Source organism: Actinoplanes cyaneus, assembly GCF_016862095.1.
GTDB classification, from domain to species: Bacteria; Actinomycetota; Actinomycetes; order Mycobacteriales; family Micromonosporaceae; genus Actinoplanes; species Actinoplanes cyaneus.
In genome coordinates this window covers 1-26,619 of the sequence record NZ_BOMH01000095.1, presented here as the reverse complement: position 1 = coordinate 26,619, position 26,619 = coordinate 1, and the positions used below count along the sequence as shown (strand labels likewise).

General features: G+C 68.1%; 24 protein-coding genes and 1 pseudogene. 6 read left to right on the top strand and 19 right to left on the bottom strand.

Going from position 1 to position 26,619, the window contains the following annotated elements; genetic code table 11:
- Window positions 1-128: 128 nt before the first annotated feature.
- The 10 genes from Acy02nite_RS44435 to Acy02nite_RS44390 all read right to left on the bottom strand — a co-directional run bounded on the left by Acy02nite_RS44435 (window position 129) and on the right by Acy02nite_RS44390 (window position 10,271).
- On the bottom strand, window positions 129-602 hold the full coding sequence (locus tag Acy02nite_RS44435; RefSeq protein WP_307872314.1) for an NUDIX domain-containing protein: 474 nt from the start codon (window positions 600-602) through the stop codon (window positions 129-131).
- A 32-nt stretch (window positions 603-634) separates the two neighbouring features.
- The gene (locus tag Acy02nite_RS44430) at window positions 635-931 is read right to left on the bottom strand and encodes a hypothetical protein (RefSeq protein ID WP_203755724.1); all 297 of its coding nucleotides are present in this window, start codon (window positions 929-931) and stop codon (window positions 635-637) included.
- A 312-nt stretch (window positions 932-1,243) separates the two neighbouring features.
- Window positions 1,244-1,831, bottom strand: a complete 588-nt coding sequence (locus Acy02nite_RS44425) for an Imm1 family immunity protein (protein WP_203755721.1) — start codon at window positions 1,829-1,831, stop codon at window positions 1,244-1,246.
- Window positions 1,828-4,131 carry a polymorphic toxin-type HINT domain-containing protein gene (locus tag Acy02nite_RS44420; protein WP_203755718.1) on the bottom strand — a complete coding sequence of 768 codons (2,304 nt, stop codon included), beginning with the start codon at window positions 4,129-4,131 and terminating at the stop codon, window positions 1,828-1,830. Before Acy02nite_RS44420 ends, Acy02nite_RS44425 begins: the two co-directional genes overlap by 4 nt.
- 321 nt (window positions 4,132-4,452) lie before the next feature.
- Window positions 4,453-4,854: a hypothetical protein gene (locus tag Acy02nite_RS44415; protein WP_203755715.1), complete on the bottom strand. Its 402-nt coding sequence runs from the start codon at window positions 4,852-4,854 to the stop codon at window positions 4,453-4,455.
- A gap of 357 nt (window positions 4,855-5,211) precedes the next feature.
- Complete coding sequence (locus Acy02nite_RS44410) at window positions 5,212-6,249, bottom strand: carboxylate-amine ligase (RefSeq protein ID WP_203755712.1); 1,038 nt, start codon at window positions 6,247-6,249, stop codon at window positions 5,212-5,214.
- A 4-nt stretch (window positions 6,250-6,253) separates the two neighbouring features.
- Entirely contained in the window at window positions 6,254-6,670 is a 417-nt protein-coding gene (locus tag Acy02nite_RS44405; protein WP_203755709.1) for an RDD family protein, read from the bottom strand.
- Window positions 6,667-7,116, bottom strand: coding sequence for a hypothetical protein (locus Acy02nite_RS44400; protein WP_203755706.1), 450 nt, complete (start codon window positions 7,114-7,116; stop codon window positions 6,667-6,669). The genes Acy02nite_RS44405 and Acy02nite_RS44400 overlap by 4 nt, the downstream gene beginning before the upstream one ends.
- Window positions 7,113-9,773, bottom strand: a complete 2,661-nt coding sequence (locus Acy02nite_RS44395; protein WP_203755703.1) for a cation-translocating P-type ATPase — start codon at window positions 9,771-9,773, stop codon at window positions 7,113-7,115. Before Acy02nite_RS44395 ends, Acy02nite_RS44400 begins: the two co-directional genes overlap by 4 nt.
- Window positions 9,774-9,782: 9 nt before the next feature.
- The gene (locus Acy02nite_RS44390) at window positions 9,783-10,271 is read right to left on the bottom strand and encodes a DUF6069 family protein (RefSeq protein WP_203755697.1); all 489 of its coding nucleotides are present in this window, start codon (window positions 10,269-10,271) and stop codon (window positions 9,783-9,785) included.
- Window positions 10,272-10,538: 267 nt separating this feature from the next.
- Here Acy02nite_RS44390 and Acy02nite_RS47695 point away from each other — a divergent pair, with 267 nt between their 5' ends.
- On the top strand, window positions 10,539-10,904 hold the full coding sequence (locus tag Acy02nite_RS47695) for an alpha/beta hydrolase (RefSeq protein WP_425548275.1): 366 nt from the start codon (window positions 10,539-10,541) through the stop codon (window positions 10,902-10,904).
- 84 nt (window positions 10,905-10,988) lie between these two features.
- A complete protein-coding gene (locus Acy02nite_RS44380; protein WP_203755693.1) occupies window positions 10,989-11,780 on the top strand; it encodes a GNAT family N-acetyltransferase in 792 nt (263 codons plus the stop codon).
- Between the two features lie 140 nt (window positions 11,781-11,920).
- On the opposite strand, the gene Acy02nite_RS47065 is transcribed toward Acy02nite_RS44380, so the two are convergent.
- The 3 genes from Acy02nite_RS47065 to Acy02nite_RS44365 form a co-directional block, all read right to left on the bottom strand.
- Window positions 11,921-12,502: a hypothetical protein gene (locus Acy02nite_RS47065; protein ID WP_239175858.1), complete on the bottom strand. Its 582-nt coding sequence runs from the start codon at window positions 12,500-12,502 to the stop codon at window positions 11,921-11,923.
- Between the two features lie 694 nt (window positions 12,503-13,196).
- Window positions 13,197-13,916, bottom strand: a complete 720-nt coding sequence (locus tag Acy02nite_RS44370) for a hypothetical protein (protein WP_239175857.1) — start codon at window positions 13,914-13,916, stop codon at window positions 13,197-13,199.
- A 118-nt stretch (window positions 13,917-14,034) separates the two neighbouring features.
- Entirely contained in the window at window positions 14,035-14,346 is a 312-nt protein-coding gene (locus Acy02nite_RS44365; protein ID WP_203755691.1) for a hypothetical protein, read from the bottom strand.
- A 497-nt stretch (window positions 14,347-14,843) separates the two neighbouring features.
- On the opposite strand from Acy02nite_RS44365, the gene Acy02nite_RS44360 reads away from it, so the two are divergent.
- Together Acy02nite_RS44360 and Acy02nite_RS44355 are read left to right on the top strand one after the other, a co-directional pair.
- Window positions 14,844-15,077 (top strand): hypothetical protein, encoded by a 234-nt coding sequence (locus Acy02nite_RS44360; RefSeq protein ID WP_203755689.1) that lies wholly within the window; start codon window positions 14,844-14,846, stop codon window positions 15,075-15,077.
- Window positions 15,078-15,354: 277 nt separating this feature from the next.
- Complete coding sequence (locus Acy02nite_RS44355) at window positions 15,355-16,188, top strand: PIG-L family deacetylase (protein WP_203755687.1); 834 nt, start codon at window positions 15,355-15,357, stop codon at window positions 16,186-16,188.
- Between the two features lie 95 nt (window positions 16,189-16,283).
- On the opposite strand, the gene Acy02nite_RS47425 is transcribed toward Acy02nite_RS44355, so the two are convergent.
- Both Acy02nite_RS47425 and Acy02nite_RS44345 read right to left on the bottom strand, forming a co-directional pair.
- Complete coding sequence (locus Acy02nite_RS47425) at window positions 16,284-19,904, bottom strand: ATP-binding protein (protein ID WP_203755684.1); 3,621 nt, start codon at window positions 19,902-19,904, stop codon at window positions 16,284-16,286.
- A gap of 169 nt (window positions 19,905-20,073) precedes the next feature.
- The gene (locus tag Acy02nite_RS44345) at window positions 20,074-20,679 is read right to left on the bottom strand and encodes a TetR/AcrR family transcriptional regulator (RefSeq protein ID WP_203755682.1); all 606 of its coding nucleotides are present in this window, start codon (window positions 20,677-20,679) and stop codon (window positions 20,074-20,076) included.
- Window positions 20,680-20,765: 86 nt separating this feature from the next.
- On the opposite strand from Acy02nite_RS44345, the gene Acy02nite_RS44340 reads away from it, so the two are divergent.
- A complete protein-coding gene (locus Acy02nite_RS44340; protein ID WP_203755680.1) occupies window positions 20,766-21,632 on the top strand; it encodes an alpha/beta fold hydrolase in 867 nt (288 codons plus the stop codon).
- A gap of 175 nt (window positions 21,633-21,807) precedes the next feature.
- Here the strand turns inward: Acy02nite_RS44340 and Acy02nite_RS44335 are convergent, their stop codons facing one another.
- The 4 genes from Acy02nite_RS44335 to Acy02nite_RS44320 all read right to left on the bottom strand — a co-directional run bounded on the left by Acy02nite_RS44335 (window position 21,808) and on the right by Acy02nite_RS44320 (window position 24,565).
- The gene (locus Acy02nite_RS44335) at window positions 21,808-22,305 is read right to left on the bottom strand and encodes a hypothetical protein (RefSeq protein ID WP_203755677.1); all 498 of its coding nucleotides are present in this window, start codon (window positions 22,303-22,305) and stop codon (window positions 21,808-21,810) included.
- A gap of 82 nt (window positions 22,306-22,387) precedes the next feature.
- Window positions 22,388-23,281, bottom strand: a complete 894-nt coding sequence (locus Acy02nite_RS44330; protein WP_203755674.1) for an IS3 family transposase — start codon at window positions 23,279-23,281, stop codon at window positions 22,388-22,390.
- Window positions 23,278-23,580, bottom strand: coding sequence for a transposase (locus tag Acy02nite_RS44325; protein ID WP_203755653.1), 303 nt, complete (start codon window positions 23,578-23,580; stop codon window positions 23,278-23,280). The genes Acy02nite_RS44330 and Acy02nite_RS44325 overlap by 4 nt, the downstream gene beginning before the upstream one ends.
- A gap of 103 nt (window positions 23,581-23,683) precedes the next feature.
- Window positions 23,684-24,565 carry a DUF1963 domain-containing protein gene (locus Acy02nite_RS44320; RefSeq protein ID WP_203755650.1) on the bottom strand — a complete coding sequence of 294 codons (882 nt, stop codon included), beginning with the start codon at window positions 24,563-24,565 and terminating at the stop codon, window positions 23,684-23,686.
- A 1,100-nt stretch (window positions 24,566-25,665) separates the two neighbouring features.
- On the opposite strand from Acy02nite_RS44320, the pseudogene Acy02nite_RS44315 reads away from it, so the two are divergent.
- A pseudogene (locus Acy02nite_RS44315) lies at window positions 25,666-26,619 on the top strand (hypothetical protein); the annotation flags it as partial.

Here is a 26,619-nt window from a genome sequence, read left to right as displayed (position 1 = left end):
CCCCCGACCTGCGCCGAGCCGCCGAGATCCTCCGCCCACCCGCCTGAGCGGCATGACCCGAACCCTTCGCAGCGTCCCGCGCCTTGAACTGCAGGCACGCGGAACTTGCGTGCAGGTTGGCGATGGCATCAGGTCGCGACGAAGCCGTTCTCCAGGTACACCGCCGTGCCGTCGGCCCGAGCGTCGAGCGCCGCACTGATCCGCCGGGCCAGCAACGGTGACAGCCGTTCGCCGGCCTCCTGCTCGGTGCACCATGCCCAGCTCCGCAGCTCTTCGATCGGCAAACGGATCTGGGCGGTCTGCTCCGGGGCCAGGGTTCCGCCGTCGAAGAGCATCATCAAACCTTCGGTGCGACCCTCACGCGGCGGCACCCAGTCGGTCACCAGAAGCCGGCCCGGACGGACTGAAAGGCCCAGTTCTTCTTCGAGCTCGCGGACGACCGCTGTCAACGGCGACTCGTCCACTTCGACCGCACCGCCCGGGATCTCCCAGCAGTCCGTATACGTCGGTTCGACCAGCAGCACCCGGCCCTGACCATCGGTCAGCAGCGCGCCCGCCCCCATCCGCTTGCGCGGGAGCGTAGCGGTGAAGTCTTCGGTCACCGGGCCAGGCTAACGGCACACCAGTCGCAAGCTCAGGACGGCAGCGACCGCACGGCGCGTGCCAGCACGCTCCGGCCGCGGGCGGTGGACTCCCGGACGGCGGCGGCGTCCGGGGCGGCGCCCGCGGCGATCAGCTCCAGCAGGTCGTTCTGCCGACCCAGGCAGACCTCGTCATAGGGCTCGGCCCCGGCGGTGAACCGCGCCGGCAGCGTCACGTCGAGGTGGGCATGCAGGTCGGCGAGGGTCCAGCCCGCTTCGGCGGCCCGCTCACCCGGCTCGATGCCGTCGTCGAGTGCCAGGTCCATGACGGTGGCAGCGAACCCGAGCACCTGCCGTCCTCGTCCTCGCGACCGGGACCGGGCTCGTCGTCCGGCAGGTAGGGCCGGATGATCGCTTGCAGTTCCCGCGAGGCCGGCGACGGCTCGAAGACGGAAACCGGCCCACAAGTCGTCGAGCAAATCCACCGGCACCTCGGTGACGCGCCGTCCCCGAACCAAACAACGGTGGACAAAACGGTCAAGCCGAAACGGACGACCGGGGATCTGCCGGGCACGGACCTGACCGCTTATTGAATAGGGCTCTCGAGGTCCGAGTATAAATTACTGCGACAATCCCTTCCAATCCCAACCCTGCAGCGAACCTCAAGCCCATGGGTCGACGAAATCAAGCACCCCCTCCTCGTAACTTCGGTCATTGCGCGTCCCGTCCACGGAGCCTTCGACCCAAGCAACACACTCTGGCCGGTCGCCGGTGTCCGTACGGCAGAACTCTTCCAGAGCAGCACGAATTTCAGCAATCGGGAGCACGCTTGCTCGATCAAAGAACACCGGGCACCCGGGTTCCGACACGATGCGAGGATCATAATCTGGTGGAACCGGATTGTCTGATACCCACACCGAATCATAAATGCCTCCCCGACGGGGGCCACTCTGGCTCATTCCCCACACTAGACCACCATATCCCGCCCCCCTATCTATCGAGACACAAAGAAAGTTATCAGGAGTTTTCTCTTCGTAGCCGTGCTGCCGATCTGCAAGGCAGAACCAAACCGGTCCCCCCGACAACCACAGCACCGCCGCCCCTTCTCCGCAATCACCGTAGGTGTCGCCTGTCAAGAACTTACCAACCATCTCCTCCTTTTCCTTCCAGGACTCAGCATGAGCCCACCCTTGCGCGTAAGTCGCATTAAGTATCAATTCCAACAACCTTCCGATCTCCGCGCCAGTCATTCACCGGAAAGTTCCGCCTCACCTCTAAGCGGGAACGGTTCAGCGTAGCCATTTCCGGGATGCCAAACATTGAGCACGGAACCCTTCGGCAAAATTGCAGGCACCGCTCTCCTGCACGAGTAGACTCCGCTGCATGGCCCTATTGGATAGTTGACTACAACATCAGCAGATTTTATCCCCCTATCCCGCATCGCCAGAGCTACGATCGGCTCAACATGCTTGGCAGTCGGATGAATCCCCGCCGACGGATTTCCGATATTCGGTGATTCACGTAAAATGCTATCAATTTCATTAGACCGGCCATGCGCTCCGCTGCGAAGTTGATTGCCAACCTTTTCTACGCCATTATTCGTTATGTTGATCACCTGGCCTTTTGTCGGGGTATCCTTTTGCCACGCCCCGAGCTCATCGCCGATGTCCTTAACCGATTTACAGCCACCGGGGCCAGGTTGAAGATTGTTATGGACAAGGACAGCAGTTCCGCCAGCCAACACATAGTACGTGTGGATGTTGTTGACCGTGAGGTCGTCCATCCACTTGAGGCCGGTCCACAGCTTGATCGCGGCGACGGTCTGGGTAGTTTCGCCGTCGGCGTTGCGGAGTTTGTCGCCGGCTTTCAGGTCCTTGGCTTCGGTCCATTCGCCGGTGGTGGCGTTCCAGAACGGGTGGTTCGCGGTCGCCTTGACCACGGTTGTCTCGCCGGTTTTGTCGTCCTTGACGGTGACGTCGGCGAAGTCGCTGTCCTGGTGATGGTGCAGAACGGAGACCGGCTCGCCCTCGGTCTGGCCGGTCTTCGGATCGGTGGCTAGGACCTTGTCGCCGAGTTGGACCTCGCCGATCTTCTTCGTCGAGCCGTCGGCCATCAGCACCTGGGTGGACGGGTCGAAGCTGTGACACCTCGTCCTAGCACCTGTGACTGCACCGATGATCGCGCCTGTCTTGGCCGCGTTAGCGGTCTGCGACCAGTTCACATGCCCGGTCGTGGCCAGCTGCTCGGCAGCATCGGAGATACCACCGCCGACGCCACCGCTGATCGCGCCCGAGATCATCTTCCCGGCCAAGCCGGCGCCGAGCTTGCACGCCGCGTACCCGGCGAGCTTCCCACCGATCGCGCCGCCGAGACCGCCGGTGACCAGACCGATCGTCGCGGACACCGCCGAGCTGGCCAGCGAGTTGCCCAGGTCGGACAGGCTGTGGATGTTGCCGGACGCGGCGTCCTTGATCAGGTTGATCGCGATGCCGGCGACCATGCCACCGACCGGGCCCAACGCGACCGACGCCGCAATCGTGGCCACCGTCGCAACGACCGCGATGATCTGTTTCTTGTGTTCCTTGACGTACTTGACGGTCTTCTTCGCCGCGTCGTGAACCTTCTTGGCCACCTTGGTCACGGCCCGGACCACGCGGTGTTTGAGCGCCGTACCCTTGCGTTTGGCCTCTTGATGCGCTTTGTAGGCCTTGTGGTGCTGCTCGCGTGACTTCTTCGCCGCCCGTTTACGGCCGTGCTCGGCCCACTTCGCCACACGCTTGAACCCGGTGTGCCGGGCTACCTTGGCCACCGCGCTGTAAGCCTTGGCCTTCACCGCGTAATAGGTGCTCGCCACCGAGTGATAGGCGTACGAGGCGTAGCTCGACGCGTACGACACTGCCTGCGAGGCGCACGAGGTCGCCGCGTGGTAGGCCGACGACGTCGCCGACGACACCGCGGACGCCGCGGACTTGGCCGCGCCCCACAGGCTCCAATGCCCGGTCGGGTCGGTGGTCGTCATCGGGTTCGCGCTGCCGTACTGGTACCGGTTCGCGTTGATCGAGTCCGGAACCGGGCTGTTCGCCATCGTGTCGCGGTTGTCGAACTGACCCGTGCCCGTGTTGTACCAGCGCGCGGCCATGTTGACCCGGCCGGTCGAGGTCTCGGTGTACTCCGACTGGTAGCCGAGGTTGCCGATCATCCCGCCGGTCTTCTGCACCGACCCGAGCGGGTCGTACACCGTCGACCCGGACAGGGCCGTACCGGTGGCGGTGAACTGACCCACCACATCGTCGTGCAGGTCGGTCCAGACGAGCCTGGTGTTACCGGCCGAGGCGGCACCGACAAGACCAGAGCCCGGATCACGTACGTACGTAGCACCGGAATCATCGCCGGCCAGATCGTTACCAGTACCGGTGTAGGAGAACCCGGCCTGCAACGCCCGCCCCAGCGCGTCGTAGCCGTAGGTCTGCGTCCCACCGCCGTACGACTGGGTGATCGTCTGATCGAACGCATCCGACGTCGTCGTGTAGGCCGCGTTCGGCCCGATCACGTTCTTCAGCGTGCCGCGTGGCGTGTAGCCGTAGCTGACCCCGGCCGAGTCCTTGGTCAGCCGGTTGCGCTCGTCGTAGGAGTAGGTCGTCGACCCGTTACCGGTCCGGTTACCCGACGCGTCATAGGTGTAGCCGATCGTCGTGGTGCCGTTGTCCCACGACGTCAGCCGGTCCGCCAGGTCGTACCCATAGGTGTTGCTGATCGTCGTACCACCGAAGTTGGTGGTCGTCTTCGACGTCTCGTTGCTGTTGGCGTCCCACCCATAATCGATCTTCGCGATCGACGTGCCACCCGACGACTCGCTGTGTGGGCCTGCTGGTCAGTCCGCTTTTCCCAGTACTTCCGGTATAACGATCCAAACCTTCGCCGCCTCTTCGGGGTTGTCGGCGAGGACAGTCACCTTCGGCCTCTCCGACGACACCGAATACCGGTACGAAAAGTCATCACCGACGACATCCGCCACCTCCAAGACCAGACTCGGTGTGGCCAGCTGTCCCGAGTACATCTGCACGACCCCTTCGGGCTTACCTTCCCGGGCGATCGTGACCACGACCTTGTCGATGTCCAGGTGAAGAACCGCGACAAGAACGCAACCCTCGTTCGCGGCGACCATCGAGAACGCGATGTCGAGGTCCGGAGTCGGGCTGCTCGATCCAACACCTTCGACCCGAAGGACACCCCACGGAACGCCGTGCTCAAACGAATCGATCGTCTCGATCATGGTTCGCCTCAGATGAGGGCCGTGTAGGAATTTATGTGGACCACCTTCCGGCGCCGCGTCCACCGCCCAGCCGTACGCCGATCACCCGATCGCCGCGCCGCGCATCGACCCCGAAGCCGCTCATCAACCCGTCCACCCAGCACGCGCCGAAGCGTAACGGTCGTGTCCAGATCGGCTCAGCGAGCCAGGTGATCAGTGAACGAGCACCAAAAGCCGCAGCGATCGCAAACACGCCCCTTGCGATATCTCGAAGCGTCCGCTCACGTCCAACGTCACACAGTCAGGCGCGACGGACTCCGTGGAGTGGCACACGACCTCGTTGCTCGAGGAAGCAGCCGTGGTACCCATGTTTTCCGTTCAGGACGTGACGGCCAGACGCGTCGTGGCGTGGGCCAACTCGCGGACGAAGCCGGGCGTCGGCCCGTGCCGGGCCCAGAGGCGCCGCTGCCGGTCGGCGCCGGTGCCCTCCCGGCGCAGGCGCTCGAACCCGGCGAGGACCTCACCCGTGTCCGGCCCCAGAAACGGCGTGATCTTGGCAAGGAGCCGCTCGGAGGCACGCAGCCGCCCACGCGCCGCCAGCTCGAGATCCGCCTCGACACGCTCCGCCGGCACCGGCACGATCTTCTCGCCGCGGCCCACGTCGTCGAGCGTCGCCTGCACCAGCGCCCGCACCACGCCGGTCAGCAGGACCGTGTCGGCGACGTCGAGGCAGGTGTCGCTCACCCGTACCTCGATGGTGGGGTATCGCGGGGAGAGCCGGGCCAGGAAGTAGACGCCGGCCGCGTCCATCGCCGTGCCCGCGTCGACGTGGTGCCGCACCGCGCGGTCGTAGTGGTCGGCGCTGGCCCAGATCTGCGGCGGACGGAAGGTCGGCCAGCGCAGCTGGGCCGGATACCGCGAGCTGGCCCATCCGGTGTCGGTCCCGGCCGCGAACGGCGAGTTGGCGGTGAGCGCGAGCAGCGCCGGCAGCCAGGGCCGCAGCCGGGTGAGCACCGCGGTCGCGAGCTCGCGATCCGGCACCCCGACGTGCACGTGACAGCCGCACTCCCCCATGGTGGTCGCCTCCGGGAAGCGCCGGGCCAGCTCCCGGTAGCGGTCGCCGTCGCTGAGCGCGCGCGCCGGCCCGCCGGGCAGGGGCATCACCCCGGCCGCGACCAGGTACGCCCCGGTCCGCTCGGCGGCGTCCGCGGCGATCAGCCGCAGCCGGGTCAGGTCCCGGCGCAGGTCCTGCAGGTCCTCGCAGACTCCGGTGGTCGTCTCCACCTGGTAGGACATCAGCTCGAGCTTGACCCGGCCGGGCGCCCGGGCCAGGCGGACCAGCGACGCCGCGGTCGGCGTGACCCGGCCGTCCGGCCCCAGCAGCAGGAACTCCTCTTCGACCCCGATGGTGAGCATGGCCTCATCCCTCCCGGATGACAGCGGTCATGGCAATCTTGTCGGGCAGTCCCTGGTGCCGGCGGTCGACGATCAGCCACAGGGCGCCGATCGGGAAGTAGGCCAGCAGCAGCGCCCGGACCAGCGCGGCGGGCCACCGCACCGGATGGCCGTCGGCGCGGACCACCCGGACGCCGAGCACGGCCATCCCGGGGGTGCGCCCGGCCAGGGTCCAGAACAGCGCGCAGTAGACGGCCAGCAGCGCCGGCAGCAGAACCAGGGACGACGACACGATCCAGGGGGCCGTGCCGCGCACCTCGGCGCCGGCGACCGCGGCGACCGTCCCGAGGACGGCCACCCCGGCACCGGCCAGCACCGCGACGGTGAGAGTGTCGATCAGGTACGCCAAGCTCCGGCTGACCAGCCCGGCGTACCCGCTCATGGAGCGTCGCCGCGCCCGGACATCCGCAGGGTGAGCCGGTCCACCACGCCGTCACCGGCGGCGGCCCCGGCCCGGACCCGGCCGACCGCCTCGCCGACGATGCTGTCCCGCTGGCCGCGGATCACGCCGCGGACCCGGTCCGGCTCGTTCTCCAGCAGGGTCAGGACCCGTTCGAACTGGGCGTCGACGACACGTCCCACGATCGGTGAGTGGGCCAGCCGCTCGACGGCCGCGTCCACCGCCCGCTGGGCGCCCCGCTTGCCGCGCTCGCGCTCCGCGGCGCCCCGTTCGGCGAGCACCGTCCAGCGGGCCCAGACCTCCGCGGCCGTACGCAGGCCTTGTCTATCGAAGCGTGCGCGGAAAGCGGACAGCTTGTCGGCGCTCTTCTCCCCGGCGCGGACCGCCGCGCCGATCGCGACGTCGCCGAGCTGGATCAATGCGATCATGACGGTCTCCCGGCCCGGCGCCGCAGCGCCGCCTTGCGGATCTCGGTGGGAACGACCACGGTGAGCGCGGCGGCCAGGCAGATCGCCCACTGCCCGAGGTCGAGGCTGACGGTGTGCAGGATCTTCTGGAACAGGCCCAGTTCGGTGGCCAGCACGATCGCGGCCAGCGACATGCCGCTGGTGATCAGGAACCGCCGGTCGCCGAACGTCTCCTGGCTGAAGACCGACCGGACGTCACTGCGGACGGTGAACGAGAAGAGCAGGTTCATCAGGGAGAACGCGGTCAGGCCCATGGTCCGGGCGACGTCGACGTCCTTGTCGCGCTCGGCGAACCAGAGCACGAGCAGCGTGACCGCGCCCATGAACACCCCGAGCAGGCCGAGCCAGCCCAGCAACCGGTTGGTCAGCAGCGGCTCGTCGGCGCGGCGCGGCGGCCGTTTCATGATGTCCGGTTCGGCGTTGCCGTAGCCGAGGCCGACCGACTGGAACACCTGCGTGGTGAAGTTCAGCCACAACGTCTGCAACGGCAGGAACGGCACCCCGGCGGCGATGTTGAAGATGCTGGCCGCGAGGAACGTGACGATCATGCCGGCGAGCACGCCCATCTGGAAGAAGATGTACTTCTTCAGGTTCGCGTAGAGCGACCGGCCCAGTTCCACCGCCTTGACGATGGTGGCGAAGTCGTCGTCGGTGAGGATCATCGCGGCGGCTTCCTTGCTCACCTCGGTGCCGGTGATTCCCATCGCGATCCCGATGTCGGCCTTCTTCAGCGCCGGCGCGTCGTTGACGCCGTCGCCGGTCATCGCGACGATGTGGCCGCGGCGCCGCAGCACCTCGACCAGGCGCACCTTGTGTTCCGGAGTGACCCGGGCGATCACGCCGATCCCGTCGATCTGCTGGTCGGCCTCGTCGTCGCTCATCGCGGCGAACTCGGCGCCGGTGATCGCGCGGCCGTGGATGCCGAGCTTGCCGGCGATCGCGGCGGCGGTGATCGCGTGGTCGCCGGTGATCATCCGGACCTGGATGCCGGCCGCGTGCGCCTGCTCGATCGCGCCCTTGGCCTGGGACCGGGGCGGGTCGACGATGCCGACCAGGGCGAGCGGTTCGAGATCGTGGAGCAGGTCGAGCAGGTCGCCCTCGACGGTGTCGACGTCGCACCGGGCGGTCGCCATGACGCGCAGCCCCTGGGCGGCCAGGCGATCGTTCTCGGCCAGGTAGCGCTCGTGCTGCTCCGCGCTGACGGCGCAGCGGGCAAGGATCTGGTCCGGCGCGCCCTTGACGAAGCAGCGGATCGTCCCGTCGGCCATCTCATGAAAGGACGCCATCATCTTGTACGCGGCGTCGAACGGCAGCTCGGCCACCCGGGGGTACTTCTCGCGCGTCGCCTGCGCGTCCAGTCCGCCCTTCTCGGCGAGCACGACCAGCGCGCCCTCGGTCGGGTCCCCGATCAGGTTCCCGTCGCTGACCACGGCGTCCGACGCCAGGATCATCGGCAGCAGGTACTCCTCCAGCGGCACGTCCGGCTCGCCCGCCACCCGCTTGATCGTGCCCTCGGTGGAGTAGCCGCCGCCCGAGACCACGTACCGCCGGCCCGGGATCGCCATCTCGGTCGCGGTCATCTGGTTCAGCGTCAGCGTCCCGGTCTTGTCCGAGTTGATCGCCGAGGTGGACCCGAGTGTCTCCGTCGAGCGCAGCCGTTTGACGATCGCGTTCGACTTCGCCAGCAACTGGGTGCCGAGCGACAGGATGGTGGTGACCACGGCCGGCAGCCCGGTCGGGATCGCCGAGACCGCGAACGCGACAGCGGCGGTGAACACCACGGTGAACTCGTTGCCGCGGGCCAGGTTGATCAGCACCGAGGCGAGCAGCGCGAACCCGGCGACGTACAGGATCTGGTTCGTCAGGCGGGCGAGCTGACGGGTCAGCGGCGTGTCCGCGTCCTTCTCGGTCTGCAACATCCCGGAGATGCGGCCGACCTCGGTGTTCATGCCGGTCGCGGTGACCAGCAGCTCACCGGAGCCGCGGGTGACGTTGGTGTTCATGTACGCCATGTCGGACCGGTCGCCCAGATCGGTGTCGACCTTGGTCAGGGGCTCGACGTTCTTCGCGACCGGAAGGCTCTCGCCGGTCAGCGCCGACTCCCCGATCTCCAGCGTGGCGGCGCGCAGCAGCCGCCCGTCCGCCGGGATCACGTCGCCGGCCTCGATCTGCACCACGTCGCCGGGGACGAGTTCCTCGGCGGGCAGCTCGGCGAGCGTGCCGTCGCGCCGCACCCGCGCCTTGACGATCATCATCTTCTGCAGCGCGTCGATCGCGGCCGCGGCCTTGCCCTCCTGGTGCAGGCCGAGCGCGGCGTTGAGCAGGGTCAGCGCGATCAGCATGACGCCGGTGCCCCACTGCTTCAACGGATAGAGGCTGCCCACGCCGGCGATCAGCAGCACGATCTGCATCGGATCGGCGAACTGCCGCGCGAACGCCCGCCACCACGGCTCACGCTTGGCCTGCGCGAACCGGTTGGGACCGTACTTGCCGCGGCGCTTGTCGGCCTCCGCGCTGCTCAGACCATGTTGCCTGTCGACATTCTCGACTTCGAGGGCTTCCGGTACGGACAGGGTGTGGAAGTCGGGTGTCTCCGGCGGAGTCGTCATCGTGGCCATCGGGCGCCCCTACCGGTACTGCGGCGGGTAGGGCCGCGGGGACGGCGGGCGGGTGTCCGTGCGCACCAGGCGGGTGGCGGTGCGGGCGGTCCCGGCGACCAGTGAGCCGATCGCGATCCCGATGATCATGTTCAGTCCCGCGGTGTAGAACTGCGCCGCGCGGCTCCCGTCGGTCACGAACGGCGCCAGCATCGCCGACACCGTGGCCAGGCCGACCACCCAGCCGAAGAACCGCATCGGCCGTGGTGTCGTCAGGATCAGCACGTGTACCAGCCCGGTCGCGATCAGCGCGGCGACGGCGGCGCCCAGCGCGTACCACCCGGTGCTCGCATCACCCCAGGCGCCCTGACCCTGGGGAGCGAGGACGTCGATGTCGAAGATCCCGCGCCCCAGCAGGATCCCGGCGACGGCGATCAGTGCCGCCACCGCCGCGGTGGCGCCGCCACCGGCCCAGAGCTTCCCGGCGTTGACGGTCGATTTCACAGGTTCGGCGGTCATGCGATTCTCCTCGCTCACGTGAGCTGCCGCGCCGAGAATCGCCGAGCGCCGCGACCGACGCCTCATCCAGCCGGGATGACTCTCCGGGCGAACACCTCCCGGCAGGCCTGCGCCCCGTGCTTCCCGACGCGACGCCTCGATATTGGCTGGCTGCGCGACCGGGGCTCGTGATTCGCTGCCGGACGTGAACGACGACCCGAGCGTCGAGGCGGTCTTCATCGGCGGGCTGACCTACCAGGTAGCAGATGGCCGCCGCCTCCTGCTCGACTGGACAGCGGCAACGAGGTCGCGCGCCTCATGGGCCCCCGCGCCACACCGGAATCGCTGATCACGGCAAGCCCGATCTGCCAGGTGCACGCGGGGTCTCCGCCATTCCTGCTCGCGCACGGCACAGCCGATCAGGTGGTCCGATTCGACCAGAGCGTCGCGTTTCGTGATGCACTTCTCTCTGCGGGGACCGAGGTCTGCTGGAAGCCGATCGAAGGCGCGCCACACGAGTGGGCTGATCTCCCCGGCCCCAGCGACGGCCCGGAGACCGCCGGCACTTTCGGCGCCCTGGTCCTGCCGTTCTTCCGCAGCCATCTTCAGTACGGCCACACAACGCGGCCTCAGCCCAGGGTGGCTGAGTGTTGATGTATCAGCGGTACCCCACCGGGCAGCGCCGACGCGCTGGAGCATTGGCCTCATCCGGCATTGACCAGCGGATACACTCGCGCAGTGGCGGAGTTCCGGTTGCGCGAATACACGTTCGGGCAACCGTTCGAGCCGGCGGTGCGGGAGCAAGTGATCGCCCTTTTCGGCCGCGTCTATTGCGCCTACCCGGATGACACCGCCCTGCTCAGCTGCGACCGCGTCAGATTCGTGGCCGTGGTCGGCGACCGGCTCGTCGGGCATGCGGCTTTCACCCGCCGAGGCCGTTATGCCGAGATCACCAGCCTGGCGGTCGACCCCGCATTCCGGGGCCGGGGAATCGGGGCCACCTTGGAGCGCGCGCGGCGCGAACGCGTGCGCGAACAGGGCCTCCTGGGATACATGAGTTGCCTGTGCGAGGACGCGTGGAGCCAGAAGTCCAAAGCCAACCTCGGCTTCGCCCCGGTCAGTATCAAATTCGGTCAGACGTACGGCAGGGTGAAGCCCGGCAAATACAGCTCGTTCCTCAAGTTCACCGAAGGGGAGCCGACGCCGGCGGCGATCGTCGACGAGGCAATCCTGACCAACGAGCACTACCCGTCCCGCCGAGTGATCTCCGACCGATGGGACACGCACGACGACGGCTGCTACGCCGAGTTGCTGGTCAGCCCCGAGCGTGCCGCCCGGCTGCTCGACGATCAGCGGTACTTCTACACCGGGATCGACCTGGACCCGCGCCGAGGAACCTGGCATCACTGCTTCCAACTCAAGAACGTCTGTTACTACGAAGGAGTGGCAGCCGAGCCGTACCTCGATCCCCGCTGGCCGGCCCGGCTCGCCGCCATGCATCACACCCTCGAGGCGGTCCTGAGCACCTGATCAGCCCACCAACTCCGATCAAGGGACCTGAGTACCAAGGCCACGCGAGAGACGATCCGGCTATGCCAAGGCACCCCTTTACTGTCATGCCGATGTGAGTGCGTTCAGCAAGGATCGTGGTCGTCGATTGATGGGCTGGCTCAAACTCCCTGAATGTCAATGTCGCATACATACAAAAACGCGGTGCGATAATCCGGAATGTCGAAGTAAATCGACTCGCCCGCATAGACAGCCAAGAGCAACCCTGGCCGGTGCCACCAATTGTTAGAGATTCCTTGGATAGATTCGACCGGATCCATAGAGTTCATGTCCAGCTTATCTACCTCTGCTCCGGTTAGCCGCGTAACGCTCTCAGCGTTCTCCAGAGCTGCATGCGCCAAGGCCACTGAGTCGACCCAGCCGTCGACACTGCCGTGCAGCGGCACCCATCTTCCATCGGCTCCGCCTGAAATGCCGAAAGTGCCATCAGAGCTGACCAGGAACGAGTACGGCACGGCAGTTCGCTGAGGGCCGGCTTCGAAGGCCCATCCGGGATCGGGGAGCCCGCTGACCTGCTCCGGGGATAACACCTGGAGCACGCCAGGACCAGCAGCGTCCTCCGGTAAATCACGTACCGCGGGAAGGGAAAGGCCACCCCACCGAGCATGATGCTGCGCAGCACGATCGATAAGGTTCAAAGGGATGCCAGCCTCTTGCCACAAGCGTCGCCATTGGGTATCCATCAGGACCTCATGCCGAGATCCGTGAACGGTAATGAAACGGCGCGTTCGTGCACTCAAGCCAATCGGCGGATCTATGAAATCTGGCACCCATGAAGACTACCGCGATCCGCGGGCCAGCCGACGCCACGGCCGACAGCCGACGGGCCGGACCGGCGTCTTGGCATGCCAATGTCGGGACACGGCGCGGCTCGTATCTAGAGCTCTACTCGCATGGCTTCGACCCAGCGGTTCGGTCGGCCTTCGTAGTGGTCTGTCAGTCGCGATTCGACGTGTTCTCTCGACCAACTGGCCTGCCGTTCGAGGCCGATACACTCTTCCCGTGGAACAAGCAGTCGTGTGGATACGCCTGGCTCAATAATCGAGCATGCGCCGTTGAAGACGTTCTGATGGAATATCGGAGGGATAGTAGGCAGGTTATGTTCGGGGAGTCGCACCACCATGGGACCCCAATATCCGTTGGAGTATGCGGCGCGGTCGACGCCGATGACGAACAGCGGTCGACCCGAACACAGGACGGGTATCTCGGCCGGTTCCGGATCGCGGTCGCATCCGTAGAAAGCTATGAAAGGCGCTCTTGCCGTCATGACGGCAAGAGCGCGATGCGCGCCCGCGGGCACCAGCAGAACGGACCCTGACTCGAATTGAATCCTCATGCGATCCTTCCTCAGCTTCGACACTGACATCTTCCAAGGGGCTAGCGATTAGGGGCTTCCTGGGTGCAGCGGCGCAGCTGGCGAGGGATTATGGCATTGAGACGCGACCAGATCGCGATGTACTGGTCTGCCGCCGATCGTGCGCGGGCCGCGTTCCGTTCTGTCGTCACTATCAAGACCGGCGCGAACACTTCGATAATCGTCCCGACTCCCACCGCGGGCGTGCCCTCGTGCATGGTGATCGACTGGCCTGGCTGCAGGCCGCGCCAATCAAGCGGCACCAGCGGCGCAAGACGGACGGAGCCGGTGGTTCCCGGAGCCAACTCCGGCGAATATTCCACCCACATGCGCGCCACCCGGAGATCCGGCTGTCCCGCCGCATTCCGCTGCCCGATATCCCAGAGGGGACGTAGAACCCCGGGACTCGGGATAGCGGCGGCCCGGCCGCCGTGCGATGGCGAGAACAACTGCAGCTCGGCACGGACGATCCCGTGGAGGCTCTCCCAGCGTCCCCAGCGTCCCCAGCGGCACCAAGTCGCGGTCTCGGTGAGCCACATCAGGTCAGCGGCCTCGATGAGCAGATCCCACCACTGAGCCGGCGGTCGCCATCTGTCGTACAGGTCAGCAAGGACGTCGAGCGCGATCTCCCATTCGTTGTGGTCGAGGTACTCTCGCGCGTCAGTGACCGTCCCACCAGCCTCGTTGACAGCGGTGGCCGGAACCATCTCGACGGCACGAGTCAGTAGGTCAGCGACATCCATAGCACGATTGTGGATCAGTGCGAAGGGCGCAGGAAAACAGCCTCAACAGCGCACTCACATGCCGCAATCCGCGCGCCGGCCGAGTCTGCCGCGAGAAGTGACCCGTAGGGGGCGACTGTCAGCGACGGTCGGTCGGCCTGAGTATCACGGCATACAGGTCACGGGGGCCGGGCTCGTGGACGTTGCCATCGGAGTCCCGCCCCAGCGGAGCGGAGTCGCCAGTGGCTGGGAAATACCAAGCCTCCTCCACGTCTGCCAGCGGAGAGCAGTCGTCTGCGTCGGCTCCGTCCCTGGCAAGGACAACGACAGCCTCGTCGGGCATGTCGGCCAGGGCTTCGCGCAGGTCGGCCACGGTGATCGTTCCGAGAACCAGCAGCGGGTCCACTCGGGTGTTTTGATCCCGTACGTAAGAGTTGTTCTCGGGGCTCATCGTATTCTCCGCTCGTCGTGAGGCTGCAATGATGGGCGACTTGCGGGCCGAAGATGCAGGACTTCGGTGACGCGGTCAGCCATTTCCCCAGTCTGAGCGCGGGACATTGCCCTGCCCACGAAAGCCACACTCACATGCCGCCGAGCGGGCGCGCCGGGCTACCGGTCTCGACGCCTTCTCATCCGCTCTCGCTCCTGAGCCACTCCCCACCGCGGTGACCGGGAGGCGCATGCGCTAAGTGAGTCACACCGAACCAGTGGTGGACAGCCGCGAGCGAGCGATCCCACCGGTCACCTCGACCAAGCCTGGCCGGGCCGCGGTCGTACTTCAATGAACAAGTAGCCGCGAGTCGCGGCGCACTGAGCGACTGGGCTCGGGTGGCAGGGCCTCGGGGACGGCGAAGCCTGGGGTCGATCTCCGGAGAACCCGGAGGACACCACGGTGCCGACGGGTCAAGCTTGGGTTCCTCATCCGCGAGTACGAGGACGGAAGTACCTATGACCGATCAGGGTTTCAGTCACTTCGCCAACACGCGACCGAGCCACCGCCGCTGGCGGATCATCGGCGTCGCTGAGTCCGTCAACGATCCCGGCGTGCAATCGGTCGAGATCTTCCAGGGCCCGGATCTCAGCGAGCCGTGCCTGACGCTGCTGCCGGAGGATGTGCCGCAGTTCGTGGCCGGCCTCATCGCGACGGTCATGCCGGGCGATTTGACTGCGGAGGATGACTGAGCTCCGCTAGTGGCGCGTCGCGGAGCATCGACCCTAGAACCGCCTTCGCCTCACGGATTGACACGAGTCGCTGCCGCTGTCCGCGCTTGGGCCGGTCGCCGTCACGACCGGTGGTCGGCTGTGACGGCCTGGTGCCCTGTCGTGCCGAGGTGCGGATGCTGTCATCCGCCTGGAACGACGCGGGATCGGGCCGTCCGCGTTGTGGCCGTAACGGCTCGGGTAGCGACCGGGGCGGCGAGCGCGTCCGGCCCGGAGCCGGTAGCCGTAGGGTGTCGGCATGGTTGATCGATCACTGACCTTGATGGCGGTACACGCCCATCCCGACGACGAAGCATCCAGCACCGGCGGGGTCCTCGCCCGCTGTGCTGCGGAGGGGATCACGACAGTGCTCGTGACGTGCACCGACGGGCGTTGCGGGGACGGGCCGGGCGGGGTCAAGCCGGGCGCGCCGGGGCACGATCCGGTGGCGGTGGCCGCGATGCGTCGCGAGGAGCTCGAGGCGAGCTGCGCGGCGCTCAAGGTCACGCACCTGGAACTGCTCGGCTACGCCGACTCCGGGATGATGGGGTGGCCGACCAACGACGCACCCGGCTCGTTCTGGGGTGTGCCGGTCGCCGAGGCGGCAGACCGGCTCGCCGTACTCATCCGGCGGTACCAGCCCGATGTCGTCGTCACCTACGACGAGAACGGCTTCTACGGCCATCCCGACCACATCCAGGCGCACCGCGTCACCATGGCCGCGGTCGCGCTGACCGGCGTGCCGGCCAAGGTGTACTGGACGACCGTGCCGCACTCGGGGATGGCCGCGCTCGGCGAGGCGCTGCGCGAGCTGGGGGTCGACTGGGCGGAGGCCGAGATGACCGAGGACGCCCCACCCCCGGAGATCGGCGTGCCGGATGCGGAGATCACCACCTGGGTGGACACCCGGGCGTTCGGCGCCCAGAAGTACGACGCACTCGCGGAGCACGCCAGCCAGAGCGAGAACATCGAGTTCCTGCGCATGGGCAAGGAGCGCTTCACCGACCTGATGGGGGTCGAGACATTCCTGCGGGTGCGCGACACCACCGGCGCGCCGCTACCCGAGGACGATCTGTTCGCTGGACTGCGCTGAGCCGTCCGACCGCCGGGCGGATACAACACGGTGGCGACCAGCCAGCGGGGTCGGCACGGAAGCAGGGCCGGGAGTGAGCTGGTCGAGCGGTGAGGTCAGTCGCGCGGGACGGCGGACCAACGCCGTTCGATGGTGACCAGGGTGCCGGTCGTGGTGGTGGTGACGTGCACGTCGCCGTAGGCGTTCATCAGGATGGCGCCGCGGCCTCGGTCACGGGCCGGCGGCCGGGCGCGCCAGTCGCCGAAGTCCTCGACCTCGATGCGCACCAGGTCGCCGTCGGCGCGCAGCCGTACGCAGATCTCCGGCCGGCGTGGACGCTGCGCGTGCTCGACCGCGTTGTTGATCGCCTCGGTCGCGGCCACCTGCAGGTCGTAGAGCAGGTCGGGGTCGACGCCCTCGAGGTCCAGCGCCGTTCGCAGGTCACGGCGCGCCGCCGCGGACGCGCCCGAGTCGAGTGGGTACGTCCACGCCAGGTCGAGCAGGGGCAGGGCCGGGCCGTCCGGGGCGGGCACGGGGGCGCGCCGGCGCACGGCGATCACGGCGAGGTCCTCGTGCGGGGCGGGGACCGCGGCGAGAGCGGCGTCGACGGTCGGTTCGCGCTGGAGCTGGTCGAGCACGAGAGGGCTGCCGTGCAGGAGAAGCTGTCCCCCGTACGGCAAATTGTCATGATTCTGGGGGTAGATCGTCTCCCCGCCGGAGCCGAGCGGCGGCGCTGCCTCGCCGGTGAGCGGCCGGGTCTGTTCGCCCGGCGCGGAGTACAGCGGCGTCGAATGACCGGCGCTGCACCAGGTGATCGCGCCCGTACCGGGGTCGACGGCGACCACAAGGAGACTCATCGGGTACGGCAGTCGCGCCGAACCGATCAGGGCGGCGGCCTCACCGACGAGGCGCGCGGGAGCCGGGCTCGCCGTGACGTGTGCGCGGACCGCGGCGCGCAGCAGCTCACCGGCCATCACCGCGCCCGGGCCGTCACCGGCGACGTGGCCGGCGCTGATCAGCAGAGTCCCGTCCGGCGCCGTCACCGCGTCGTACCAGCCGCCGTCGGCCACCTCGACAACGGCGGGCAGCAACTCCCATCCCTCCGGAGCCGGGAGCTCCTGCGGCAGCAGGCTCTGTCGCAGATCGTCCGGCTGGTGCCCGTCCTGCCCTGGCTGCCAGTCACGGCGGATCAGCAACGCCAGCACACCGGCGAGCGCGGCAAGCAGGTCCCGGGCCCGCGGGTCCGGCGGATGCCGGGGATCGGCAACGACAGCGATCTCGCCGGCCACGGACCCGTCGGGCAGTTCGATCGCGGCCCGGATCGTCTCGCCCGGCACCGTGCCCGCGTCGGCGGGGTCGCCGAAACGCAGCGGTGGCCGGGTCCCGTCACCGTGCAGCACCGTCTCGGCCGCCCGGCCGCCGAGCAGCGCCCGGGCATAACCGGTGGCGATGCGGAACGGCTCCTCCAGAGCACGGCCGGCCGCGATCACCGAAGCGACGTCGGCGACCACCGGAGACGGCCGGCTCCCGGATGCCCGGGTGGCAGACAGATCGAGCATGTTGCGTACGCGGGCAATCAGCTCGGTGGCCCCGAACGGTTTGACGACGTAGTCGTCGGCGCCCGCGTCGAGCCCCTCGACGCCGGACTCCTGCCCGGCCCGCGCCGACAGCATCAGGATCGGCAGGCCCGCGGTGGCCTCGTCCGCGCGCAGCGCCCGGACCAGCGCGAAACCGTCCATGCGCGGCATCATCACGTCGCTGATCAGCAGCTCCGGCCGTCCGCGGCGGACCGCTCGGAGCGCGGCCTCGCCGTCGGCCACGGTTTCGACCCGCCAGCCCTGCGCGGTCAGCAACCGGCTCAGGTAGGCGCGCATGTCGCTGTTGTCGTCGGCGACCAGGATGCGACGCCCGCCCGTGGCGGGTGCCTCGGTCACGTCGTCGGTCCACCCGGCTGCCTCACTGGCCGCGGCCTCGGCGGCGGCCTCGGCGGCGGCCAGCCGGTCCGGGGCGGCCTCCCAGTCCGCGGCCCCGGCCGGCGCCAGCGCGGCCCACGGCACCGCGACGGTGAAGGTCGCGCCTTTGCCCGGTTCGCTGTCGACGGTGACGTCGCCGCCGAGCAACCTGGTCAGCTCGCGCACCAGGGCCAGGCCGATGCCGGTGCCCTCGTGGCTGCGGGAGCGGGCCTCGCGGACCCGGTGGAAGCGGTCGAAGAGCCGGGGCAGCTCGGCGGCGTCGATGCCGATGCCGGTGTCCGCGACGGTCAGCCGGACCGCCGTGTCGTCCGAGGCCAGGCCGACCCGGATCGTGCCGACGAAGGTGAACTTCAGCGCGTTGGAAAGCAGGTTGGTGACGATCTTCTCCCACAGCTCCGGGTCCACGGCGACCCGCTGTGGCAGTGGCGGGCAGTCCACCACCAGGCGCAGCCCGGTCCGCTCGACCGCCGCCCGGAACACCCCGGCCAGCTCAGCGGTGAATCGGGCCAGGTCCAGCACGCGCGGCGCCGGACGCGCCGCACCCGCCTCGATCCCGGCGAACGTCAGCAGCTCGTTGACCAGCGTGAGCAGGCGCCCGGCGTTGCGCCACGCGGTGTCCACCCGCGCGTGCTGGGTCGGCCCCAGCGGCTCGGCCCGGTCGGCGAGAGCGTCTCCGAGCGGTCCCAGCATCAGGGTCAGCGGCGTACGGAACTCGTGGCTGATGTTGGTGAAGAAGTCCGTCTTCGCCCGGTCGAGCTCGGCCAGCGCGGCCGCCCGGTCCCGTTCCTCCTGGTAGGCCCGGGCGTTCCGGATGGCGACCGCGGCCTGCTGCGCCAGCAACTGCAGGAACGATCGGTACGTCTCGTCCAGGGCCCGGCTCGGGCTCAGCCCGGTCAGCAGCACCCCGATCGGCTGGGACCGGTCCGCTGACGGCAGCGGCTGGGCCACGGCTGTCCGGACCGGGTCGTGCCATGGGCCACCGGTGAGCGTGAGGCGGTCGGCCACGTCGCCGAGCTCGGCCACGACGGCGCCGGCCGCCGCGCGCAGCCGCCACGGGTCCTCCCCCGCGCCGTCCAGCGTGATCTGTTCCGGCAGCGCCGCGTCCACTCCGCCGACCGTGGCGCTGCGGCGCAACACCATGCCCTCGCGCAGGTAGACGGCGGCGAACGGCACGTCGAGCGGGTGCTCGGCGATGACCTCGCAGAGCTGGGCGCAGGTCCCGTCGACGCTCACCGGCCTACCGGCCGTGGGCAGCGCGAGGTCGCGCAGCAGCCGCAGTCGCCGCTCACCGACGACCTGGTCGGTGACCTCGCTGCAGACGGTCAGCACGCCGACCGTGGTGCCGTCGTCGTCGCGCACCGGGGCGTGCGAGACGCTGAAGTACGCCTCCTCGGGGTAACCGGATCGTTCCAGCAGCAACTGCAGGGCCGGCACCCAGCTGGCGACGCCGGTGGCCGTCGCCTCCTCGATCAGCGGCGCCAGCACGTCCCAGCCCTCGGCCAGCGTGATCCGCACGTCCAGCCCCAGGGCGGCCGGATGTTTGTCGCCGATCAGGGTCGAGTACGCGTCGTTGTACAACTGGGTCAGGTTCGGCCCCCAGAGCAACAGCATCGGGTAGCGCGAGGACAGCACGGTCCGTACTGCGGCGCGCAGGGTCGGCGACCAGGTGCTCACCGGGCCCAGGTCGGTGGCCGACCAGTCCAGGCGGGCCATCAGGCGCCCGGTCTCACCACCGGAGGCGAACACCGCGTCCGACGATGTCATGGAACCCCGACCACCACTCACCTGTCGCCCATCCCGTCACGGCAGTTCACCGGTGCCCGGCGAACGACGAACGTGCCGTACCCGGTCGACGACTCTCGCACACCACCCTGCGGGGTGTGACGCACGGGGTCATGGCCGGTGTCACCGGCAAACGGGAGTCTGCATCGGCTCACCGGAACAGGCGGTTCAGCTGGGCGTCGATCAGGGCGAGGGCGTCGTCCGGCTGGTACAGGCCGATCAGGATGGGGCCGACCAGTCCCTGGGTGAGGAAGTACAGGGCGGGCGCTTCGGCGTCGGGGTCGATGCCGTCGCGCAGCTCGCCGAGGCGGGCGGCCTCGCGGAAGCTCGCGACCGTCACCGTCAGGATCCGGCTGTACCCGTCGCGCAGCTGCCGCGCGTACTCCGGGGTGACCGTGGCCGCGGAGAAGAAGGCGATGTTCACGCACGCCTCCTCACGGCCGGGCCCGTCGACCGGGAGCATCACGGCGGTGGCCGCGCGGATGAGCTCGCGGCGGCTGGGCTGGTTGCCCGGCCCGTGCAGCGCGGCGAGGGTCGCCTGGAGCCGGGCGTTCACCCGGTCGCGCATCTGGGCCAGGGCGAACAGCAGCATCTGCTGCTTGGCCGGGAAGTAGTGCTGCACCGTGCCCATCGAGACCCCCGCCTGCACGGCGACGTCGCGCAGGCTCACCGCCTCCCACCCGCGGGTGCCGATGACGGCGAAGACCGCCTCGGCCAGCAGTTGCCGGCGCTGCTCATGGTCGACCTGTTTCGGCACGCCGCAAATCTATCCCATGCGAGTGCATTGCCATCACCAGCCGTACACCGTTACGATGCAGTCGCATTAAAAAACAGGAGGCGGGCATGGGCATCGAGTACGCCACCAACGGCGACGTCAGCATCGCCTACGAGACCTTCGGCACCGGCGGTGAGCCGTTGCTGCTGGTCCTGGGAATCGACTACCAGATGGTCTGGTGGAACGACGCGTTCTGCCGGCGCCTGGTCGACGCCGGTTTCCACGTGGCCCGGTACGACAACCGGGACACCGGCCTGTCGACGCACTTCCCCCACCAGGCGGCCGGCAGCCCGTGGAAGGTGCTGGCCCGGGCGCCCTACACGATGGCCGACATGGCCGGCGACGGTCTGGCGGTGATGGACGCGCTCGGCTGGTCCGCCGCACACGTTCTCGGCGGTACGTCGGCGATCGCGCAGGCCATGGCGCTGCTGCACCCGCAACGGGTCCGTGGCCTCACCCTCTGCATGAGCATGCCGGCGACCGCAGGACCGTTGCGGGCCCTGAGGTATCTGAAGTTCGGCGTCTTCAAGGAGATTCGTAAGCTGCCCAGGCCGGTCACGCCGCAGGAGCACGTCGAGTATCTGGTCGCGACGTACCGGTTGCAGGCCTCCCCCGGGTACCCGTTCCCCGAGGAGTGGGTCCGCGAGGTGGCGGCGCTGAGCCACCATCGCGCGCCGCACGATCCCCGCACGACGCAACGGCACCTCGCCGCGGGCCGGGCCACGAGGTTGCCGCCGCTGTCCGGGATCACCGCGCCCACCCTGGTCGTCTCGGGCGCCGAGGACCCGATGGTCAAACCGAGCGGCGGTCGTGACCTGGCCGCGCAGATCCCCGGCGCGCAGTTCGTCGAGTACCCGGGCGTCGGCCACGACCTGCCCGAGGGCATCTGGGACGACGTGATCGCCCGCATGCCCCGCACCGCCGCCATCACCTGAACGACCGCACCGTCAGCTCAACTTGCCGTTCAACCTCCGCCGCCGGCCCGGCGTCGCTCCGGACCAGCTCAATGCGTCACCACCGCCAACTACGGCGGGTGCCGGCGGCGACGTACGGCCACCCTCCGCGTCGCCGGCGGGCTCTGCTGACGCGCCCCGCGATCGTTGTTGCCAGTCAGCCGCCGGCCTCGAACCATCGTGGTGCCAGCAGGCCGAACGGCCGCGTGATCTGCACATGTGGGGCAACCCGACGCAATGCACTGAGGAACGGCCACACGTCATGGACCCCGGCGACGTGAACCCGCCGGCCATCGGTCAGCACCACGGTCGTGTAATTCTTCGGATGCGGCACCACCTCACTCACCTCCGCCAGCGGCGCGCTGCCGCTACGCAACACCGCACGCCAGTGCAGCCGCGAATCCACGATCCGCAGCCGGTACGCGATCCGGAACAGCGCCAGGTACCCGTACACAGCGCCGACGATCAGACCCAGTGGCACGAACGCGATCCGCTGCCACACCTGATCCGTGCCGAACAACCCGGCCGCTCCAGCCACGCCGAGCACCACCGGCGCGATGAACGCGCCGAGGACCGCCGCCGTACGCTCGAGCGCGCCGCCGAAGGTGTACGACGTCGCGAAGTGATCGCCATCCATACGCCATGCAATGCCCACGGCACCGCCGCCCGCAAACTCAGCGGCATGAGAGTGGGCTTGACCCGTTTTGACGGACAGGGTCGATGAGTTGATCTTCAGGCTACCTTGAGGGCGGTAGCAGGCTGATGACGCTGCCGCCTTCGTAGGCGGCTGGACTGAGGTAGCCGAGGCTGGAGTGCCGGCGCCGGGTGTTGTACCAGCCTTCGATGTACTCGAATATCGCCTGGTGAGCTGTCTTGCGGGTGGGCCATGCCTGCCGGTGGATCAGCTCGGTCTTGATCGTGGCGAAGAACGACTCGGCGACCGCGTTGTCCCAGCACTGACCTCGTCGGCCCACACTCAAGCGCACGCCGTGCCGCTTCGCGAGACGGGCGTGCTGGGCGCTGGTGTACTGGCAGCCGCGGTCGGAGTGGAAGACCAGGCCGTCCGCGGGCCGGCGCCGGGCGAGGGCGTCGGACAGCGCGGCGTCGACCAGGTCGGTGCGCAGGTGCTCGGCGACGGCCCAGCCCACGACCCGGCGTGAGGCCAGATCGATGACGGTGGCCAGGTAGAGCCAGCCCTCCCACGTGTTGATGTAGGTGATGTCGCCGCACCAGCGGGTGTCGACCGCTGCCGCGTCCACGGCGAAGTCGCGGTCGACCAGGTCGGGGCGGGTGCCGGCGTGCGGGTCCGCGATGGTGGTGGTCTTCCAGCGGCGCGGGTTCTTGCCGCGGATCCCCGCCTGCCGCATCCGGCGGGCGATGCGTTTGCGGCCGTGCCGCAGCCCGGCCGCGGCCAGCTCGGCGTGGATCCGCGGCGCTCCGTAGGTGCCGTTCGACGCCGTATGCACCGCGATGATCTGCTTGGTCAGCTGCTCGTCGACCCGGTCGCGGGTGGACTGCTCGCCGCGGGCGTGCTGGTAGTAGGCGGACCGGGAGACCTGAAGCAGCTCGCACGCACGCTTGACGTTGTGCTTACCGGCGTGCTCCGCCTCGATGAACGGATACACGTTCACCGGGTCTGCCTCGCGAAGAAAGCCGTCGCCCGCTTGAGGATGTCGACGTCCTGCTGCAACCTGCGGTTCTCTGCTCGCAGCCGGGCCAGCTCGGCTCGTTCGTCGCTGGCGAGTCCGTCTGTCCGGGTGCCGGCGTCGAGTTCGGCCTGCTTGACCCAGGACCGCACCGCCGTCTCGGTCAGGTCGAAATCCCTCGCGACCTGCCTGACCGTGCGGTCACCACGCTGACACAACTCCACGATCTCGGCCTTGAACTCGGGCGTGAACGCCCGCCGCGGCCTCGATCGCTTCTTACCCACGCTCTCCATGATGCTGGACATCCTCCCGGAGACCCCAGGTCCCCTGATCTGAATGTCCGTCAAAACGGGGCAGGCCCAGGACGTATCCGGCGCCGCCGGTGTTCTACTCGCTGAACTCGGTCACGGAAAGCGCCTTGTCCAGTCGGCCGGCGGCGAGGTCGTCTTGCCGGATCACGAAACTCCCGTAATAGAACTCGTCGGCTGCGGGAAAGCGGGCGAGCGACACCCACTCACTCGTCAGCTGATGCATCTCCTTCTCCAGGTGGGAATACCACTTCGCGATCGGGATGACGATCTCGCCGGTCTTCTCGCGCCAGGCCAGGGTCTGCTCCGCGATACCCCTGATCACCTCCTCGTCGGCGTACCCGCCGATGTAGGCGCTGGCGAGCCTGTCGAAGGGCGGCCAGAGATCGTCGGCCAGAGCACGCAGTTCGTCCAGGTGCGGTAGGTCGCGTTCGAGGTCACGGGCCAACTGCTGCTGGAAGGGCGACAGATCGTCCTCGTCCTCTTCCTCCTCATCCCCGTCCGCCCCGAACCAATCGGGGTACTCCGGGCGCAGCGTGGCGTGGACGTCGTACTGGTCGCCGGTGGTCGGGGAGTCGGTGGATCCTGCCGCCACCTCGGTATCGGTGCCGGGCGGCACATACACGACTCGCCCATAATTCTGCTCCCCGGCGGCCAGGTGATCCTGCTCGTGTTCCAGGAAGAACAGCAACGAGCCGTCTGCCGGCAGGCTGAAGCCGTCGATTCTGGGCAGCGCCGCGCAGTCAACCGAGAAGATGAACGGCAGCAGGGTGACCCCAGCGGACGGCCAGTCCATGCCTACTGGCAGCCGGGGCAACCCACCGAACTGCCCGACCGGAACACCGCCGGAGCCTCCGCTCAACCGGATCGACAAACGGAGGTGCTGGAGGAACCGGCTGGCCTCGTCGTCCGGGATGCCGGATGCGAGCGCTGCACGACGAAACCGCCCTTGATGATCCATCGCGGCATGATGCCACGAAGGCGACAACGGCCAGAGGGCGAGCCCGGCGACCGGGTGCCCCATGGCCCGCACGCGCTGTCGTCGGCATCGCTGCCGCCGTGATCGGGTGCGTGCACATCGGCAAATCCGTAAACGTGATCATGGATCGGGCGATCGGTCTCGACTGCGGTCAGTGGCTGCGAGTCTGGCGGATGTTCCGCTGATGAGGGAGCAGCGCGGTAGTAAGAATGCCCTGTTGGACTGTCGGCGGTCGCTCTTGTGGCTCCCGCGCTTGCTCCCACCGGGCGTCTTGCCGAGGTTCTGCGGGGAGCAGGCCTTCCGGGCTTGGCCAGCCCTCGGACGTGGGCCGAGGTGCTGCCTGAAGGGGAGCAGCGGAGACCCTCCCGGCGGGCGTGTTTATGCTGCTCAATGGCTGTTCTTGTTGGTTGCAGGGAGCGCCGTGGCGATGAATTCGGCGTTTCTGGCGGGGGTCGTGCGGCGCTGCTCCCCAAACCGGGTGATCGGCGGTGAGCAGACGGGGTGGTCACAGGCGGCGCTGAATGGCGTCGAACAGCGTTCAGTGACGTCGGGTAGCTTCGTCTGACCAGGGCTGATTTGAGTTTTGCCTGGTCAGCGGGCTGGACGGACCACTTTCACACAGGAGCGCTCCACGAATAGCGTCGAAGAGCAGGTTTGTGCAGCTCAACAGCGCTGTACAGCGTGACCTCCTTACTGCGTCTGCACCCATGACCTCTCCCTCGCTCTCGGAGTGCTCTCCCGAGTGCTCCGTCGAGCGTTCGGGTGCCGGCTGACCACTTTCTGAGCGACGGGAGAGCTCAGAGCGGTCGGTAGAGGGTTGTATGGCGCACTGCGATGTGGCCCGGAGGGCGGATGTTGGTGCACTCTGGGACCCGGATACTCAGGCGATCTACCGGCGAAAAGTCGCTGCGTCGGTCCGGCTCAAACTGAGTCTCCCGGCTGCCACCGCGCCGTCGGCCAGACCTGTCCCACCGCCCGGAACAGTCGGGTGAGCATGAGATGAGCCGCGAGGGTGCACCAGCCGAGATCACAGTGATTATGGCAGTCTTGCCGAGGCGGTTCTGACAATTGGAGGCGACGATATGGCCGGCTGGTCGGCGATGGCGGGCACCCACCAGTTCGTCGTGCCTGACGACGAGCACGCTCACGAGTTGGCTCAAGCCTTGGCGTCGCACGGTTTCGCCTATGTCTCGGGCCGGCCCTCGCCTCGTAGCGGATGGATGGTGAGCGCCATCGATGAAGGGCCGTATCCGGTCGACGTGACCGGACATCGGATGATTGACGCGGTCGGGCGCGCCGCTGCCGTCATCGCCCGCCAGTACGGCGGCTACCCGGAAGGCGGCAGTCGCTGCGACGTGAGCATGGTGCAGATCCTCCGCGGTCCCGACGCGCCGATCGTGTGCACCAATCCCGGCACACGGCCCCCGATGCCCAGCATCGTGGTCGTCGACCCACCACCACCCGCACCGCTGGCCCTGACTCCCGACCATGCTGAGGACACGCCCATCGATTTGTCTGGCCTGGACGAGATTCCATGGACAGAGCTCAGCCACGCCCACGGCAGCGCGGAGGACATCCCCGACTTGTTGCGGGCATTGGCGGACCCTTTCGGCGACTGGGACCAGACCTTGGACGAGTTGTTCGGGGACGACCTGCTGCATCAGGGAACCTGCTACTCGGCCACTCCGCCCTCGCTGCCGTTTCTCGCGCGCATGATCGCTTCTGGGGCGCTGCCCGCCAAACAACGGCTCGATCTCTACGTATGGTTGCTGGTCGCCGCTGACCGATGGGCTCACGGACTGCTCGCCGACGCAGACCGGGCCGCAGCCGAGGGCCGTCCGCCCCAACCAGCAGCCTGGAGCCTGGACGTCCGCTTCACCGTTGACGAGCAGGTGCCGACGTTGCTCACACGCTGGGATACGGAGCCACCCGCGGTGAGATTCGTGCTGGCCTGCCTGGCTGCCCTGTTTCCTCACCACGGGCATCAGATCGGCGATCGGATCACCGGCATGGCGCAAGAGCTCGACGGCACCCAA

Bases quoted from the DNA above. Each gene is read 5' to 3' on its own strand.
- Acy02nite_RS44405 (WP_203755709.1), bottom strand. From the start codon at position 6,670: ATGAGCGGGTACGCCGGGCTGGTCAGCCGGAGCTTGGCGTACCTGATC.
- Acy02nite_RS44400 (WP_203755706.1), bottom strand. From the start codon at position 7,116: ATGATCGCATTGATCCAGCTCGGCGACGTCGCGATCGGCGCGGCGGTC.
- Acy02nite_RS44365 (WP_203755691.1), bottom strand. From the start codon at position 14,346: ATGAGCCCCGAGAACAACTCTTACGTACGGGATCAAAACACCCGAGTG.
- Acy02nite_RS44415 (WP_203755715.1), bottom strand. From the start codon at position 4,854: ATGATCGAGACGATCGATTCGTTTGAGCACGGCGTTCCGTGGGGTGTC.
- Acy02nite_RS47065 (WP_239175858.1), bottom strand. From the start codon at position 12,502: ATGGATACCCAATGGCGACGCTTGTGGCAAGAGGCTGGCATCCCTTTG.
- Acy02nite_RS44340 (WP_203755680.1), top strand. From the start codon at position 20,766: ATGGGCATCGAGTACGCCACCAACGGCGACGTCAGCATCGCCTACGAG.
- Acy02nite_RS44370 (WP_239175857.1), bottom strand. From the start codon at position 13,916: ATGGATGTCGCTGACCTACTGACTCGTGCCGTCGAGATGGTTCCGGCC.
- Acy02nite_RS44355 (WP_203755687.1), top strand. From the start codon at position 15,355: ATGGTTGATCGATCACTGACCTTGATGGCGGTACACGCCCATCCCGAC.
- Acy02nite_RS47425 (WP_203755684.1), bottom strand. From the start codon at position 19,904: ATGACATCGTCGGACGCGGTGTTCGCCTCCGGTGGTGAGACCGGGCGC.
- Acy02nite_RS44320 (WP_203755650.1), bottom strand. From the start codon at position 24,565: ATGGATCATCAAGGGCGGTTTCGTCGTGCAGCGCTCGCATCCGGCATC.
- Acy02nite_RS44425 (WP_203755721.1), bottom strand. From the start codon at position 1,831: ATGACTGGCGCGGAGATCGGAAGGTTGTTGGAATTGATACTTAATGCG.
- Acy02nite_RS44395 (WP_203755703.1), bottom strand. From the start codon at position 9,773: ATGGCCACGATGACGACTCCGCCGGAGACACCCGACTTCCACACCCTG.
- Acy02nite_RS44390 (WP_203755697.1), bottom strand. From the start codon at position 10,271: ATGACCGCCGAACCTGTGAAATCGACCGTCAACGCCGGGAAGCTCTGG.
- Acy02nite_RS44410 (WP_203755712.1), bottom strand. From the start codon at position 6,249: ATGCTCACCATCGGGGTCGAAGAGGAGTTCCTGCTGCTGGGGCCGGAC.
- Acy02nite_RS44360 (WP_203755689.1), top strand. From the start codon at position 14,844: ATGACCGATCAGGGTTTCAGTCACTTCGCCAACACGCGACCGAGCCAC.